Here is a 15,986-nt window from a genome sequence, read left to right as displayed (position 1 = left end):
TCCCTACCCCAATGTGTAGGGGTAGGGAGGAAAGCGCTACCTATACCACCCAATCGTTACAGCTTTCGTAACGTTCTGCTTTTTAGTCTAAAGTGTGGTAAAATTCACACACTCTTAATATCCGTAGTGAGTTGTATATTACTACTTGATACCTGCTCCGTAGGGAGAAGGCTTCTGTTTTTTGAGGTACCAACACGGGATCTAAATCTACGAATGCCTGTCTCTACCTGGAACTTCTCACCCTTAAAATAGTTCAGAAAAAGTAATCCTTGTGTGTTTCGATTTTCTCTTTTTTGGTCGCACTAGATCATGATGACTTTATACAGTTCACGTCGCTCTCTGAATCGAGTCTTATCTCAATGCCTGAGTGTTGGTACTCTCGCTGCTCTCAGTCTGTTGTTAGGTTTTGCACCGGGTCTATCTGAGCGATCGCATAGCCTTGACTTTAGTTCTCAGGCATACGCTCAATCACCCTTCAGCAATAAGGACTTAATCAACTTCGCCAGGGCTGTTTTGGCGATGGAACCGGGTCGCCAAGCTGCCTATAACGAGATCAAAAAAATCGTGGGAAGCCCTCCGAACATTGCTTGTAGCCAACCAAATAGCTTGCGATCGCTTCCGGGAAATGCACAAGCCATTGCCATAAATTACTGCAAACAGTCTCAAAAGATTGTGCAGAGCAACGGTCTGTCAATTGAATTATTTAACCAGATTACGGTGGAGGCGCAAAAGAATTCGGAGGTAGCAACACAGATAAAAAATGAAATGATCCGTCTGCAAGCTCAGTAAAAAATGGACTTTTGCTGACCCGGCTTGACTTGGATTTTTATGTCATCTGTGCTGTAGTAGCATCACAATAACGTGCTGACTAAACATTCCAACGATGCTAACGATAACGCAACGCTTGCCCGCAAATTCGGATGCATCGGTAAACTTTACTCTTTTTCTGACTGCCCAGGAGCGCACGCGCAGCCGCTATCGTTTTGAAACGGCTGATGGACAAGCTTTGTATCTGCGCTTACCCAGAGGAACGGTGTTGCGCGATCGCGATCTCCTGCAATCTGAAATGGGCGATCTCGTCGTGAGAATCGTGGCTAAACCGGAACCCGTTCTCACCGCGACTGCCCAGAAACCCCTAGATTTGCTGCGGGTGGCTTATCATCTAGGCAATCGCCATGTACCGATAGAAATCGCTCCCACTCATTTGCGGTTGTCTCCCAACCCAGTTTTGAAGTCAATGCTGGAACATCTGGGGATGGAGGTACGAGAGGAAATCTCGCCTTTTTATCCAGAAACGGGTGCCTATGGACAGCATCATCACGGTTAGTTAATTGGGTAGTAAATAATGGGATTTTGAGTTGTAGAAGACTTGCGGTTATCGCGTCTGATTTTTAACTCTTCCCGACTACCTAATATCTACCAAAATAGGACTTACGCAACATCACCACATCTGAGGGCAACCACAGAGGGATTGCCCCTACAAAATGCTATATGTATAAGCTTTGCGTAAGTCCTGAAAAATGACCAACGAACAATTACCCATTCCCGATTCCCCAGTTAACCTGCTGTGTCTTTTGCAACTAGCGAGTCCGGCGTTGCCGGTGGGTGCTTATAGCTATTCCGAAGGGCTGGAAACGCTAGTCGATGCTGGTGTAATTGAGAACCCGCAAAATCTGGGACACTGGCTCAAACAGGAACTGGGTTATGGGGCAATTCGGTTAGAAGCAGCGGTGATGATCCGGGGATATCGGGGGGCAATTGCCGGGGATTTAGAGGCTTTAAATTACTGGAATGTCTGGTTATCTGCTGCTAAGGAAACACAAGAGTTGCAAGCGCAAAGTTGGCAGATGGGGCGATCGCTGATCCGATTGTTTTTGGAATTAGAGCCGCAGGTTCGGTCAATGGCGGATGCGATTGGGAATCCTTGTAATTATGCGATCGCTTTCGGCATTGCCGCCGCCCATTGGCAAATCGATGCTGCATCTGCCCTCTTGGGCTACTTACACAGCTGGGCAACCAATTTGATTGCAGCCGGAGTCAAATTGGTTCCCCTGGGACAAACGGCTGGACAACAGCTACTCCTAGAACTACAACTCAATCTCATTGATGCTGCCAAGGAAATTTTAGCGTTAGAAGATGACGCCCTCAGTAGTTGCGGCTGGGGATTAGCATTGGCGAGTATAGCTCACGAAACTCAGTACACGCGCTTATTTCGGAGTTAAAAGAAATGGGCACAATAGACACATCGCTGGTGAAAGCTGCGAATGGCTAATTGCCTTGCTACGATGAGCAATTAGCCATTCCCTATTCGCAAATTTTATGAATGCTTTTCGGGTTGGAGTAGCGGGCCCAGTGGGTTCGGGAAAAACTGCCTTAGTAGAAGCCTTATGTAAGGCGATGCGGCAAAAATATCAAATTGCTGTGGTCACGAATGATATTTATACCCAGGAAGATGCCCAGTTTCTAGTGCGGAGTCATGCATTGGAGAGCGATCGCATCCTTGGTGTCGAAACTGGCGGCTGTCCCCATACCGCCATCCGCGAAGACGCTTCTATCAACATCGCTGCCATTGAACAGATGGAACAGCGATTTCCCGATTTAGACTTAGTGTTTTTAGAAAGTGGTGGCGATAATCTGGCGGCAACCTTCAGCCCAGAACTTGTAGACTTGACAATTTACGTCATTGATGTTGCAGCCGGTGACAAAATTCCCCGCAAAGGTGGCCCCGGAATTACTAAATCCGATCTTTTAGCGATCAACAAAATTGACCTTGCCCCTCAAGTCGGAGCAGATTTAGGCATCATGGAACGCGATGCGCGGAGGATGCGGGGAGAAAAACCCTTTATCTTTACGAATTTAAAGACTCAGCAAGGATTAACCGCTGTGGTGGACTTTATCCGCCTAAATCTGGGCGAAATTTCAGAAACAGCAAGCTGACCTTTCCTAGAAATGATCCAAAAGTTCGATTCTTTGTATCATTGATAACAATTTCTTCCCAGAACATCGCTCTAATATCACTGCTTAACTGTGTATGTTCTCTATCATTAGGCTGATTCAGCCAGGAGTACGGTAACGGTATGGCAAGGCGATTAGGGCGACGTAAATTTCTTCTATACGGTTCTGCTACTCTGGGAACCAGTATTCTTCTCAAAGCTTGTAGCAGCACTCCCACCCCTTCCACCTCTGAGACTGCCAGCCCAACGGCGGCATCTCCCTCTCCCAGCGCGACGACCGTTGCGGCTGCTGGTGCAGGAAACACCATCAAAGTGGGGATTCTGCACTCTCGCAGCGGCACGATGGCGATTAGCGAAAACAGTGTCGTCGATGCCGAACTGTTGGCAATTGAGGAAATTAATAAAGCCGGTGGCGTCCTCGGCAAGCAAATTCAAGCAATTGAAGAAGATGGTCAATCCGACTGGCCCACTTTTGCCGAGAAGGCGAGAAAGCTAATCGATCAAGATAAAGTTGTCACCGTTTTCGGCTGCTGGACTTCCGCCAGTCGCAAAGCAGTGCTGCCAGTATTTGAAGAAAAAAAACATATGCTTTGGTACCCCGTACAATACGAGGGTCAAGAGTGTTCCAATAACATCTTCTACACGGGTGCTGCCCCCAACCAACAAATCGAGCCAGCAGTCGATTGGCTATTGCAGAATAAGGGCAAAAAATTCTTCCTAGTTGGCTCCGATTACGTTTTTCCGCGTACCGCGAATACGATTATTAAAGAGCAGTTAAAGGCAAAAGGCGGCGAAACCGTCGGTGAAGATTACTTACCTCTAGGCAATACCGAAGTCACGCCCATCATCACTAAAATTAAAGCGGCTCTGCCTGATGGCGGCGTTATTTTTAATACCCTGAATGGGGATAGTAATGTGGCTTTCTTCAAGCAGATGCAAGGTGCGGGGTTGGGGCCAGATAAGTATCCCGTAATGTCTGTCAGTATTGCCGAAGAAGAAGTCAAGGCAATTGGCACAGAATATCTCAAAGGTCAATATGCCGCCTGGAATTACTTCCAAACAGTAGATACCCCAACGAATAAAAAATTTGTCGAAGCTTTTAAGGCAAAATACGGTCAAGATCGGGTAACAAATGACCCCATGGAAGCGGCTTACATTGCCGTTTATCTCTGGAAGCAAGCTGTCGAGAAAGCAAAAACGGCTGACGATTTAGAGTCAGTGCGAAAGGCTGCGGTAGGTCAGACTTTTGAGGCTCCAGAGGGCACCGTAACGATGGAAAATAACCATCACATCTCTAAGTTTGTGCGACTAGGTGAAGTCGGAGATGACGGTCTCTTTAAGATTGTCTACGAGACGAAAGCAGCAGTGAAGCCAGTTCCTTGGAACCAATTTGTTGCCGCAACTAAGGGTTTGGGATGTGACTGGTCAGATTCCAAAAAAGGTGGTCAGTACAAGATTTAAGAGCTTAGTAATTAGTCCTTAGACATAGTAGGTTGGGTTGAGGTAACGAAACCCAACTCCAGAAGATTCGTTGGGTTTCGCTATTGCTCAACCCAACCTACGGGCTTTAAAAGCTAATGACCAATGATTAATGGCTGAGGAAGCGTGTGATAGCAGGATTGCTGGATGGGATCTTTAATGGAATTAGCATCGGCGCGGTTTTGTTAATTGCAGCGCTGGGGCTAGCCATTGTCTTTGGACTAATGGGCGTTATTAACTTAGCTCACGGTGAGTTGATGATGCTGGGAGCCTACACAACTTTTGTTGTACAAAATGGCTTCAAAATGTTGGGTAAGCCTTGGTCTGAAACCTATATCGTTTTTGCCCTGATTTTGGCTTTCCTGGTGACAGCGGCTGTGGGATTAGTTTTGGAACGGGGGGTAATTCGTTATCTTTACGGACGCCCTCTAGAAACACTGCTGGCAACTTGGGGCGTTAGTCTAATTTTGCAGCAGTTCGCTCGCAGTGTTAGCTGGGTGTTAGTCATTGGCATTGCGATATTTTGCCTTTTGTTTTTTGGTGCTTTGTGGATTCTGTCTCTTCGCCCAGATTTTGAGCGTGTTCGTAACTGGGTAATTGCAATAATGTTGCCGATATCTGTGGGAGTTGCGAGTGCCGCAGGTGCATTTTTGGGACAAACTTATAAACTTGCTGTCACCAAGCCTTGGTTTGGCGCTCAAAATGTGGACGTAACGGCACCGAACTGGTTACGAGGAGGGCTGCGGCTGGGCACTTTGCAGATGCCTTATACGCGGCTATTTATTATTGGGCTAACCATTGTTTGTGTTGCCGGAATTTATATATTTTTGCAACGTTCTTCGTGGGGATTAAGAATTCGCGCAGTCATGCAGAATCGCAGTATGAGTGCTTGTTTAGGAATTCCTACTGCCAAAGTTGATGCCATTACATTTGCTTTGGGTTCTGGATTGGCTGGAGTTGCCGGTTGTGCAATTAGTTTGCTGGGTTCTGTAGGCCCCAATACAGGTCAAAACTACATTGTCGATACGTTTATGGTGGTTGTTGTCGGTGGCGTCGGCAAGCTGGTAGGCAGTATTGTGGCAGCGATGGGAATTGGCACGATTAACTACTTAATCAGTTCTAAAGTCTTGGTGCCGATGGTGGCACCGATGAAGCCTTTAGTGGATTTCTTTGAGTTTTTCGGCACAACCAGTATGTCGAAGGTGATGGTATTCGCCTTAATTATTGCGTTTCTTCAGGTGCGTCCAGGGGGAATTTTCCCACAGAAGGGACGTAGCGTTGATGCTTAAACAAAGACAATCGCGCAGAGGCTCAAGGCGATGATTTTGGATGCGGTTCTTGAAGTTAAAGGCATGAAGCGGCAACGCAGACGATTGCTGCTAATGGAAATAGGAGTGACGCTGGCGATCGCTCTTTTCCTCATCTTCGTGATGCCAGCAGTTCTGACAGGCTTTCGTCTCAGCTTGCTAGCGCGATTTTTGGCGTTAGCGATCGCTGCCCTCGGCATTGATTTAATTTGGGGCTACACGGGTATGCTGAGTTTGGGGCATGGTGTATTTTTTGCCCTCGGTGGCTATGCCTTGGCAATGCACTTGCAATTAGCTCCTCTCAAGAACGGTTTACCGGAATTTATGAGCCTCTCTGGCATTCTAAAACTGCCTTGGTTCTGGCAGCCGTTTTATTCGTTTGGTTTTGCCGCCGCCGCTGTCGTGATAATTCCCGCTGTATTAGCCGCAATATTAGGTTATTTAGTATTTCGCAACCGTATTCGGGGCGTTTACTTCTCAATTTTGACCCAAGCTGCGACGATTGTATTTTTTAATTTCTTCAACGGGCAGCAGGGATTCTTTAACGGCACCAATGGTTTAACAAACTTCAAAACATTATTAGGGGCAACAGTCAGTAATAATCAGACGCGATTTGTTTTCTACACGCTGACAGTCTTGTTTTTGGCAGCTGCTTATGCTTTGTGCCGATGGCTGACTAGCGATCGCTTTGGACGAGTTCTGATTGCGATTCGGGATGATGAGAGTCGGATGCGCTTTTCTGGCTATAATCCCACTGGATTTAAAGTCGTGGTGTTTGCGATTTCCGCTGCTCTGGCTGGAATCGGGGGTGCCTTATTCACCCTCCAATCAGGTCTAATTTCACCGAAAGCAATGGATATTGCCTTTTCTATTGAAATGGTAATTTGGGTAGCAGTGGGAGGTCGTGCCAGCTTAATCGGAGCCATATTAGGGGCGCTATTAGTCAACTTTGCCAAGAGTCTTTTGAGCGAGCAATTTCCGGGTATTTGGGTATTTTTCCAAGGAGCATTATTCTTAATTGTGGTAACAGTTCTTCCCGATGGTGTAGTCGGTTGGCTGCGCTATCAAGGTTTCCAGCACCTGCTGACACTTCTAGGGCGGAACAAGCAGGTAGCAACCTATCCCAGCCTTGAAGAAGACCCAGAGGTACAGCATGAACGCGAAAATATTAGAAACTGAAAATTTAACGGTTAATTTCGATGGTTTTAAAGCACTGAACCATCTGAATTTCAGCATGGATGTTGGGGAATTGCGGGTCGTAATCGGTCCAAATGGTGCGGGTAAAACGACTTTTTTGGATGTGATTACCGGCAAGGTGCAACCCACTGAGGGACGGGTATTATTTAAGGGGAGAAATGTGAAAGCCCTCTCCGAACATCAAATCGCTCGATTGGGAATTGGTCGAAAGTTTCAAACTCCCCGCATTTACCTCAACCTGACTCCCCGCGAAAACATGGAACTTAGCTGCAATCGCAATAAAAATGTATTGGCAACACTTTTTGGGCGTCCCCCTACTGGCGAACGTAGCAAAGTAATCAGTTTGCTAGAAACGGTTGGCTTAAGTACAAAAGCAGATATCCGCGCTGGTTTACTTTCTCACGGGGAAAAGCAACGGTTAGAAATTGGGATGTTAGTTGCCCAGTCGCCCGATTTATTGTTGGTTGATGAACCCGTTGCGGGGCTAACTGATGAAGAAACTGACAATATTGGGGAACTACTTATAGCGTTAGCTCAAAGTCATTCTATTTTGGTGATTGAGCATGACATGGAATTTGTACGCCAAATTGCTCGTAAAGTAACGGTGTTACATGAAGGCTCGGTGTTGTGTGAAGGCACGATTGAGGAAGTACAAAATGACCCTCGCGTCATAGAAGTTTATCTAGGAGAACAGTTAGATACTCAGCGAGAAGCGCTTAAAGAACTTGAGGAGTAAAAAGGAGCGGTGCATGATATCAATGATTATATAGATAACAAAGAATAAAGCAGCTTTGCCATGATATTTTTTTCTTGTCTTATAGCAATTATGTTTGATTTGTAAAAATTATCTCCATTAACGCTTACTTCGCTATAAAACGTGCAGTAAGAGAAGAAGAGAAGCGATAATTCATAACTCATTTAGGATTGGTAGAGTTTGTAAAATTTAAAATTTTCGCTTACTAAAGCTAAAGCAATTAAAGACTCAAGTACGCAATTTTAGAAGCGATCGCGCCTTATTCAACCAAGCACAATAAAATGCTGCAAATTTCTAATTTAAATGTCTATTACGGTGAAAGTCATATCCTCCGCAATGTGGATTTGAGCGTCCCATTAGGACAAATGGTGTGTCTAATTGGACGCAATGGTGTCGGCAAAACTACTCTGCTTAAAACAATTATGGGGTTACTTAAACCCCGTAGCGGTACGATTACTTTTGCCGATGAGATGATAACAGATAAATCCCCAGATCGAAGGGCACGGCTGGGAATTGGTTATGTTCCTCAAGGACGGGAAATTATCCCGCGCTTGACAGTGAAGGAAAATTTGTTGCTGGGTTTGGAGGCGCGACGTGACGGTAGAAGTGGTAAGGAAGAAGTCCCGGAGGAAATATTTTCCCTATTTCCAGTCTTAAAATCGATGCTATCTCGAATGGGTGGCGATTTAAGTGGAGGACAACAACAGCAACTAGCGATCGCTCGCGCTTTGATGGGGAAGCCGCAGTTACTCGTACTCGATGAACCCACCGAAGGCATTCAACCTTCCATTATTTTGGAAATTGAAGCAGCAGTGCGGCGCATTGTTGAATCTACCGGCATTTCTGTTTTATTAGTCGAGCAACACCTGCATTTTGTACGACAAGCAGATCGGTACTACGCGATGCAAAAAGGCGGTATTGTCGCGTCTGGCTCGACTAGCGAACTCAGTCAGGATGTAATTCAAAGGTTTCTAGCTGTCTGACGCAGATAGCTAAAAATCTTTGCGAGTAACCCGTATAACTTGCAGTTCTCAAGGTAGGCGTTTTTAGCGCGATCGCCTCAGAAAATAGAGCAACCGTTTTACCGTCACAGCAGCTAAACTGTGGAGAGCCTTGTGACAGATTATCTGTCTGGGGGACGTAAATACCGCACCTACTTAAATCAGGGATGTTCAAGCGGCTGCAACAACTTCAACCCAAGCTGCTAATTTTTACCTTTGGGGCATCTTTGCTACCCGTGATGTTCCTAAGTGCTGTAGCGTGGCGATTTGTACAGCAGCCACTCATCGACTTAGAAAAAACTCGACTCGACGATCAAGTTTTAGCTTTTCGAGGATACACTGCCGCTACCGAGAAAGGATTGCAAAATTTATCCTCAGGCTATGCGCTCTGGACGGATTTATACAATGCAATTGAGAAGCGGAATTGGGCTTGGATCAAAAAGGAAGTGTCCGCTCAACTTCTCCTCTCTACCGACGTTGATCATGTGAAAGTGGTGGGTCGTAGTGGAGAGATTTTGGGAGAGCGGGGTGACGCTTGGCAAATTCCTAATGTGGCTGAGCGGTTAACTGCTGCGATCGCTACCAACAAACCAGCGACTATGTTGATTGATACCGGCTCGCGTCAGATGTTGCTCTTTTCAACAGCGCCTGTCTACAACAGCGATGGTACGGGGAAGTCACCCGGAACTTTAATTTTAGGGCAGAATTTAGATGAAACTTGGTTGCGTAACTTTCTTAATTTCTCTCAACCTACCACCAAGCTGCAAGTCATTTCTCTTGATGGCAAACCTATCATTTCTAGCAACGCCAAATCCAGCATTGAGCCTTGGGAACAGGCGAATTTAAAGTCGCGGGTGTTACGCAAGATTCAAAAAGGTAAAACAGTTTATCGGATTGAACCGGCATCTGGTTTGAATACGATATATGCTCCCATTACTTCCCACAATCAGCCTGTTGCCATTGCCAAAATTCAAATAGTCTCAGAGTATTTTAATCAAGCTTCCGTCAACCTAAACCGCGTGATTTGGCTAGGGCTGGGATTGGCAACCTTGTTATCGATTGCGATCGCGCACCTGCTAGCCAAACAAATCGGCAAACCGATTATCCAGCTCTCCGAACGCAGCAAAACCTTAGCCGCAGGCGATTTGAGTACCCCCATTCCCGGTATCGGCGCGGGTGGTGAAATCGGTCAACTCGCTCATGCTTATCAAGAAATGGCTCAGGCGCTTAAAGCCCTCATCGGCAACCTAGAGCAACGAGTTGCAGGACGCACTGAGGAACTAGAACAGGCGCGTCAGACTCTTGAAGAACGAGTACAACAGCGTACTGAAGAGCTTTCGCAAAAAAATCAGCAATTACAGCAAGCTCACGACCAACTACAGCAACTGAATGCTGAATTAACCACTAACGCTCAACAGTTAAGTCAAGCACTACGCAATTTGGGAAGGGCGCAGGCGCAACTCATTCAAACTGAAAAAATGTCCAGTTTGGGTCAACTCGTTGCTGGCATTGCCCACGAAATTAACAATCCGATTAATTTTATTTATGCTAACCTTTCCCATATCAGCGACTACACGAAAAATCTACTGAACCTCGTACAACGCTATCAAAAAAGTTATCCCGATGCTGAAATACAACAATATATTGAAGACATCGATCTCGATTTTTTAACCAGCGATCTGCCTAAAATTATCTCTTCAATGAGAGCTGGCACCGATCGCATTCGTCAAATTATTTTATTACTGCGAAACTTTTCCCGACTCGACGAAGCCGAAATGAAGCGGGTCAACATTCATGAAGGAATTGATAGCAGTTTGCTAATTGTGCAGCATCGCTTGCAATCAAGCGGAAACTGGAAGGCGGAGGGAAATCCAGAAATTCAGGTAGTTAAGCAGTACGGCGTTCTGCCACCCGTTGAATGCTATCCGGCGCAACTTAACCAGGTATTTATGAATATTTTTAGCAATGCAATTGATGCGCTGCAAACTATAAAACAACAACCTGAAAAACGGATTTATATTAAAACTGAATTCAGTGCGTCTAAGCAAATTATCATCAAAATTCAAGATAACGGTTCCGGAATTTCTACAGCGATTAAATCAAAAATATTCGACCCTTTTTTTACAACTAAACCGATCGGTAGAGGCATGGGTTTAGGGCTGACTGTCTGTTACCAAATTCTGGAACATCATCAAGGAAGTATTGATATTATTTCCGAACCGGGACAGGGAACAGAAGTTATCATTGAATTACCCCAACAAGTTAAACAACCAAATTGGTAATATTTAAAAAGTGCCGATTGCTGAGTGAAAGGCGAGAAGCAAGCTAGCAAATTTTAATTTATCGGTTTTTTGGCAATTTATAAGCAATACTTACCAATTGGTAAATCAATATTTTATTTCCCATTTACAATGGATTTTGATTTCTAGGATCTCCAAAAAGATAGTAACCTGTAACTTTTTTAAAAGCCTCGGAAGTTTGGTCACCAAGACAACCATCTACACTTAAATAAATTCCTGGAAATTGATTTAAAAACTGTTGCAGTTCCTTGCCGTTATCAATCTTAGAATCTGGCGAATAATATATCAAAGGTTGCTTTTCACCAGGTTGGATATCTACGCCTTTTTCTCCAAGCTTGCTGGTTTCTGGATTATCCCAAGTAATTGTTCCTTTATCGGTCATTCGGCGCAAAAGCACAGCGGCACCGTATTGCTGCGATACGGCTGTATTTGACCAGGTGCCATCGTCAACGTATTTTCCTTTAGTATAGTGGTTTGAAGCACTCCACAAATAAGGCGAAAAAACATCAGAATGGTAGAAGCGATAACCCCAACCGTTGTAGCCTTCTAACTTAAAAAGAATGTTTGGAAGACTCCAATCTTTCCATTGGTCAAATTTATCAAAAGTTAAAGCATCAATGGCACTTTCTTCCCATGTAAAGGGTGGATTGCCACTAGAGGGACGATCTTTTGGTTCGCGTATGGTTTTTCTTGTCAGCGGATCTCCATTGTGCAGGTGGGTATTGAAATTTAAGGAAGATTCCATGTTGTGTATGATGGCTATCACATACCAGGGAATCGCCAGTTTTTTCCCTACCGCATCATACCTAGGACGATTTGTATCAATGGTAGCCAAAATATCATCTATTTGACCAAGTTTATTTTTAGAAATTTTGCAGCTATCAAAGAGTTGCTGGTATTCATCTTTTAAGTTTGCAAAGCTGATGGCAGCCATGAGAGTCTCCAGTATAAAAAAATGAAAATATCCGTTTAAATTGAGTTTAATGGTATTTTTGTTTAAGGTGATTTTCTGTAGTAAAAAATTAACAATTTATGCGCCTAATCTAATGAATGACCTCGATCGGGCTTCAGCAGCAAATCCCTCATCCTCTGGGTGGCATGGCATTCTTAACTTGGGGTTTTCTAAAACCCAAGGCAAAACCCAGGTGATTGGCGATCGCGTAAAAGCACCGCTGAAGGTACAGCGCCCATTTTATCCAGAAGGATCGGAGATTTGTCATAGTGTAATCTTGCATACAGCTGGGGGTGTTGTGGGAGGCGATCGCTTATCTCTCAATTTTCACCTCCAACCCAACGCGCAAGCCTTAATCACTACCGCTGCCGCCAGTAAGGTTTATCGCAGTAATGGATTGCCAGCGAGTCAAACGATTGAAATCGAGGTGAACGCGGGTGCTACTTTGGAGTGGCTACCGCAGGAAACAATTATTTTTGACGGCGCGATTTATCGGCAAGACTTGCGGGTAGAATTAGCTCCAGAAGCAAGTTGGCTGGGCTGGGAAATTACACGCTTTGGGCGTAGTGCCAGAGGGGAAAGATTCTTACAGGGAGAGTGGCGATCGCATACCGAAATCTGGCAGCAAGGACGCCCTCTGTGGATCGATCGGCAATGGCTACCCGGCGGGTCAGAAATCCTCGACAGTCCTCACGGCTTAGCTGGGCAACCTGTTGTGGCAAGCTTAGTTTGGCTTGGGCAAGCGGTGTCACCGGAGATTGTGGAAAAAGCGCGAAACCTAGGCAATAATTCACCCTTTTTTAAGAGGGGAACAGGGGGGAATCTTCACCAAGCAGGCATTACTCGTCTTCCTTCTGGGTTATTGTGTCGCTATCGTGGTGCTTCTACGTCTGAGGTGCGAAACTGGTTTATAGATATCTGGAATTTGCTGCGTTTGCACTTTTTAGAACGCCCTGCTTGTCCACCGAGAGTTTGGCAAATTTGAGCGAATCGCAGAGGACACGGAGAATACAAAGGAGTTTAAGAAGTTATCAATGCAACTGACGCCACAGGAAAAAGATAAGCTATTGATTTTCACGGCGGCACTGTTAGCGGAACGCCGCAAGGGAAGAGGTTTAAAGCTGAATTACCCAGAAGCGATCGCTTATATTTCTGCTGCCATTCTGGAAGGCGCTAGAGATGGACGCACCGTTGCCGATTTAATGAGTTATGGAACAACATTACTGTCACGGGAAGAAGTCATGGAAGGTGTGCCAGAAATGGTGCATGAAGTGCAGGTAGAAGCTACATTTCCTGATGGTACAAAATTGGTTACAGTTCACAATCCGATTCGTTAACTAAATTATAGTTAACGAATCAAAAAGACGTGAAAGGTTTAGGAGTTATTGTTTGATATTTTAGAAAAAAAATGGCTCTTCCGTAGTTGGTATGCTAAATTTATAGTCAAGAAGCGCCACAAGCTATACTAGCCATGAATTTAAGCCAATTTAGCGTTTATTAAATAGAAAATACAGTCCAAAATCGTTATACCTTGCTAGGTAAGCCTTTCAAGTTTTGGAATCAACTTTTTAGCATACCAAGTAATGAAGAGCCAAAACAATATATATAGGAAGTTGAGATGATTCCAGGTGAAATGATTGTACAAGCAGGGGAAATAGAACTGAATGCGGATCGTCCTAGGATAAAATTGCAAGTAGCAAATACAGGCGATCGCCCGATTCAAATTGGGTCTCACTATCACTTCTATGAAGTGAATGAAGCACTCAATTTTGACCGAGAACAAGCAAAAGGAATGCGGCTAAATATTCCAGCCGGTACAGCCGTCCGCTTTGAACCTGGAGATGAACGGGAAGTGGAATTAATACCTTTTGTTGGTAGCCGTCAAGTCTACGGCTTCAATGGCAAAATTAATGGCTCGATTGAGCTATAAACATTAGATAGATATGAGTTAACGCACTGCAATGGAATGGGACAACGAACCGCCTATTAGGAACGTCCAAAATGACACGATTTCTATCACTTCCGGTGTAAAAACTGATTTTTGGCGCGAGACTCACTACGGGTTCATTCCAGATAGCGGTCATTTTTTTTATCAACAAGTGAACAAAGACTTCCCAAGAATAACCCAAAACTCTGTGTACCTTGGCGCTAGCCTTTGCGTACCTTTGCGTTAAAAATATACCACTCTAAAGGAATAAAGGATGAGTTACAGAATGGATCGCCGCGCTTACGCCGAAACCTATGGCCCGACAGTAGGCGATCGCGTTCGTCTTGCTGACACCGAATTATTCATCGAAGTCGAACAAGACTTCACTACCTACGGCGATGAAGTGAAATTCGGTGGCGGCAAAGTCATCCGCGATGGCATGGGACAATCCCCCATTTCTAACGCTGAGGGTGCCGTTGATCTGGTGATTACCAACGCCTTAATCCTCGACTGGTGGGGGATTGTCAAAGCCGATATCGGCATTAAAGATGGCAAAATTTTCAAAATTGGTAAAGCTGGAAATCCCTATATTCAAGACAACGTAGATATTATTATTGGCCCTGGAACCGAGGTTGTTGCCGGGGAAGGAATGATTCTCACCGCTGGCGGGATTGACAGCCACATTCACTTTATTTGTCCGCAACAGATAGAAGTAGCGATCGCATCCGGCATCACCACCATGATCGGCGGCGGTACTGGCCCCGCTACGGGTACAAATGCTACCACTTGCACTCCCGGTCCGTGGAATATTTACCGAATGCTGCAAGCCGCTGACGCCTTCCCGGTGAATCTAGGCTTCTTGGGTAAAGGCAATAGCAGCCAGCCTGAAGGACTTATAGAACAAGTGTTAGCCGGGGCGATGGGTTTAAAACTGCACGAAGACTGGGGCACCACACCCGCGACGATTGATACTTGCTTAAGCGTTGCGGATAACTATGATGTGCAGGTAGCCATTCATACCGATACCCTAAATGAAGCTGGTTTTGTAGAAACTACCATCGCCGCGTTTAAGAATCGCGTAATTCACACTTACCACACCGAGGGAGCCGGTGGAGGTCACGCACCGGACATCATCAAGGTATGCGGCGAAGCGAACGTCCTGCCCTCTTCTACCAACCCGACGCGCCCTTATACCGTCAATACCCTAGACGAACACCTGGATATGCTGATGGTGTGCCATCACCTCGATCCCAGCATTCCCGAAGATGTCGCCTTTGCCGAGTCGCGGATTCGCCGGGAAACAATTGCTGCTGAAGATATCCTGCACGACTTGGGCGCATTCAGCATGATTTCCTCTGATTCTCAGGCAATGGGGCGTGTAGGCGAGGTAATCATTCGCACCTGGCAAACGGCACACAAAATGAAAGTGCAGCGCGGGAACCTCTCCCCAACCCTTCTCCTACCAGAAGAGGGGCAAGAAAGGGCAGATAATTTCCGGGCGAAGCGCTATGTTGCAAAATATACAATAAATCCAGCCATTACTCACGGCATTTCGCAGTATGTTGGTTCTGTGGAAGTGGGGAAACTGGCGGATTTGTGCCTCTGGCGTCCGGCATTTTTTGGCGTCAAGCCAGAGATAGTCATTAAAGGGGGGGCGATCGCTTACGCTCAAATGGGCGATGCCAACGCCAGTATCCCCACACCGCAACCAGTACATATGCGCCCCATGTTTGGCAGTTTTGGAGGAGCGATCGCTGCCACTTCTCTAACTTTTATTTCCCAAGCCGCACTCGAAAAAAATATTCCCGCTCAGCTTAAGCTACAAAAGCCCGCCGTTGCTGTCAGCGGTATGCGGAAGCTAAGTAAGCGAGACATGAAATTAAACGATGCCCTGCCTCACATGGAAGTAAATCCGGAAACCTACGAAGTCAGAGCCGATGGGGAATTGCTGACTTGCGAACCGGCAACCGTTCTTCCCTTAGCGCAACGCTACTTTTTATTCTAATTGAATCGGTGGGAGAGACGCGATTAATCCTGTAGAGACGCGATTAATCCTGTAGAGACGCGATTAATCCTGTAGAGACGCGATTAATCCTGTAGAGACGCGATTAATCC

At 45.6% G+C, this 15,986-nt stretch carries 16 protein-coding genes; 15 read left to right on the top strand and 1 reads right to left on the bottom strand.

Going from position 1 to position 15,986, the window contains the following annotated elements; genetic code table 11:
• The first annotated feature begins 309 nt into the window (after positions 1-309).
• From ACFW2W_RS18280 to ACFW2W_RS18235, 10 genes are all read left to right on the top strand, one after another.
• Positions 310-789, top strand: coding sequence for a DUF4168 domain-containing protein (locus ACFW2W_RS18280; protein WP_378181231.1), 480 nt, complete (start codon positions 310-312; stop codon positions 787-789).
• 94 nt (positions 790-883) lie between these two features.
• Entirely contained in the window at positions 884-1,327 is a 444-nt protein-coding gene (gene ureE / locus ACFW2W_RS18275) for an urease accessory protein UreE (protein ID WP_378181229.1), read from the top strand.
• A 193-nt stretch (positions 1,328-1,520) separates the two neighbouring features.
• The gene (locus ACFW2W_RS18270) at positions 1,521-2,222 is read left to right on the top strand and encodes an urease accessory protein UreF (protein ID WP_378181226.1); all 702 of its coding nucleotides are present in this window, start codon (positions 1,521-1,523) and stop codon (positions 2,220-2,222) included.
• A gap of 97 nt (positions 2,223-2,319) precedes the next feature.
• On the top strand, positions 2,320-2,937 hold the full coding sequence (gene ureG, locus ACFW2W_RS18265; protein ID WP_378181223.1) for an urease accessory protein UreG: 618 nt from the start codon (positions 2,320-2,322) through the stop codon (positions 2,935-2,937).
• Positions 2,938-3,077: 140 nt separating this feature from the next.
• Entirely contained in the window at positions 3,078-4,415 is a 1,338-nt protein-coding gene (gene urtA / locus ACFW2W_RS18260; protein ID WP_378181220.1) for an urea ABC transporter substrate-binding protein, read from the top strand.
• Positions 4,416-4,561: 146 nt separating this feature from the next.
• The gene (urtB, locus tag ACFW2W_RS18255; protein ID WP_378181217.1) at positions 4,562-5,722 is read left to right on the top strand and encodes an urea ABC transporter permease subunit UrtB; all 1,161 of its coding nucleotides are present in this window, start codon (positions 4,562-4,564) and stop codon (positions 5,720-5,722) included.
• A gap of 63 nt (positions 5,723-5,785) precedes the next feature.
• Positions 5,786-6,919, top strand: a complete 1,134-nt coding sequence (gene urtC / locus ACFW2W_RS18250; protein ID WP_378181377.1) for an urea ABC transporter permease subunit UrtC — start codon at positions 5,786-5,788, stop codon at positions 6,917-6,919.
• A complete protein-coding gene (gene urtD / locus ACFW2W_RS18245) occupies positions 6,894-7,673 on the top strand; it encodes an urea ABC transporter ATP-binding protein UrtD (protein ID WP_378181214.1) in 780 nt (259 codons plus the stop codon). Before urtC ends, urtD begins: the two co-directional genes overlap by 26 nt.
• A 299-nt stretch (positions 7,674-7,972) precedes the next feature.
• Positions 7,973-8,674 carry an urea ABC transporter ATP-binding subunit UrtE gene (urtE, locus tag ACFW2W_RS18240; protein WP_378181211.1) on the top strand — a complete coding sequence of 234 codons (702 nt, stop codon included), beginning with the start codon at positions 7,973-7,975 and terminating at the stop codon, positions 8,672-8,674.
• Positions 8,675-8,859: 185 nt separating this feature from the next.
• Positions 8,860-10,974, top strand: coding sequence for an ATP-binding protein (locus ACFW2W_RS18235; protein ID WP_378181208.1), 2,115 nt, complete (start codon positions 8,860-8,862; stop codon positions 10,972-10,974).
• A 124-nt stretch (positions 10,975-11,098) separates the two neighbouring features.
• Here the strand turns inward: ACFW2W_RS18235 and ACFW2W_RS18230 are convergent, their stop codons facing one another.
• Positions 11,099-11,926, bottom strand: a complete 828-nt coding sequence (locus ACFW2W_RS18230) for a hypothetical protein (protein ID WP_378181205.1) — start codon at positions 11,924-11,926, stop codon at positions 11,099-11,101.
• A 112-nt stretch (positions 11,927-12,038) separates the two neighbouring features.
• Between ACFW2W_RS18230 and ACFW2W_RS18225 the strand changes: the two genes are divergently transcribed.
• The 5 genes from ACFW2W_RS18225 (at position 12,039) to ureC (ending at position 15,876) form a co-directional block, all read left to right on the top strand.
• Entirely contained in the window at positions 12,039-12,929 is an 891-nt protein-coding gene (locus ACFW2W_RS18225; RefSeq protein WP_378181202.1) for an urease accessory protein UreD, read from the top strand.
• 49 nt (positions 12,930-12,978) lie between these two features.
• Positions 12,979-13,281: an urease subunit gamma gene (gene ureA, locus ACFW2W_RS18220; RefSeq protein ID WP_190440229.1), complete on the top strand. Its 303-nt coding sequence runs from the start codon at positions 12,979-12,981 to the stop codon at positions 13,279-13,281.
• Positions 13,282-13,562: 281 nt separating this feature from the next.
• Positions 13,563-13,874 carry an urease subunit beta gene (locus ACFW2W_RS18215; RefSeq protein ID WP_378181198.1) on the top strand — a complete coding sequence of 104 codons (312 nt, stop codon included), beginning with the start codon at positions 13,563-13,565 and terminating at the stop codon, positions 13,872-13,874.
• 31 nt (positions 13,875-13,905) lie between these two features.
• Complete coding sequence (locus ACFW2W_RS18210; protein WP_378181195.1) at positions 13,906-14,118, top strand: DUF1349 domain-containing protein; 213 nt, start codon at positions 13,906-13,908, stop codon at positions 14,116-14,118.
• A gap of 27 nt (positions 14,119-14,145) precedes the next feature.
• Positions 14,146-15,876 carry an urease subunit alpha gene (gene ureC / locus ACFW2W_RS18205; protein WP_378181191.1) on the top strand — a complete coding sequence of 577 codons (1,731 nt, stop codon included), beginning with the start codon at positions 14,146-14,148 and terminating at the stop codon, positions 15,874-15,876.
• Positions 15,877-15,986: the final 110 nt, after the last annotated feature.

It is taken from the genome of Coleofasciculus sp. H7-2 (assembly GCF_042747725.1).
Taxonomy (GTDB): Bacteria; Cyanobacteriota; Cyanobacteriia; order Cyanobacteriales; family FACHB-T130; genus FACHB-T130.
Note: the sequence above shows the minus strand (reverse complement) of the source record. Positions and strands in the feature narration are given on the sequence as shown.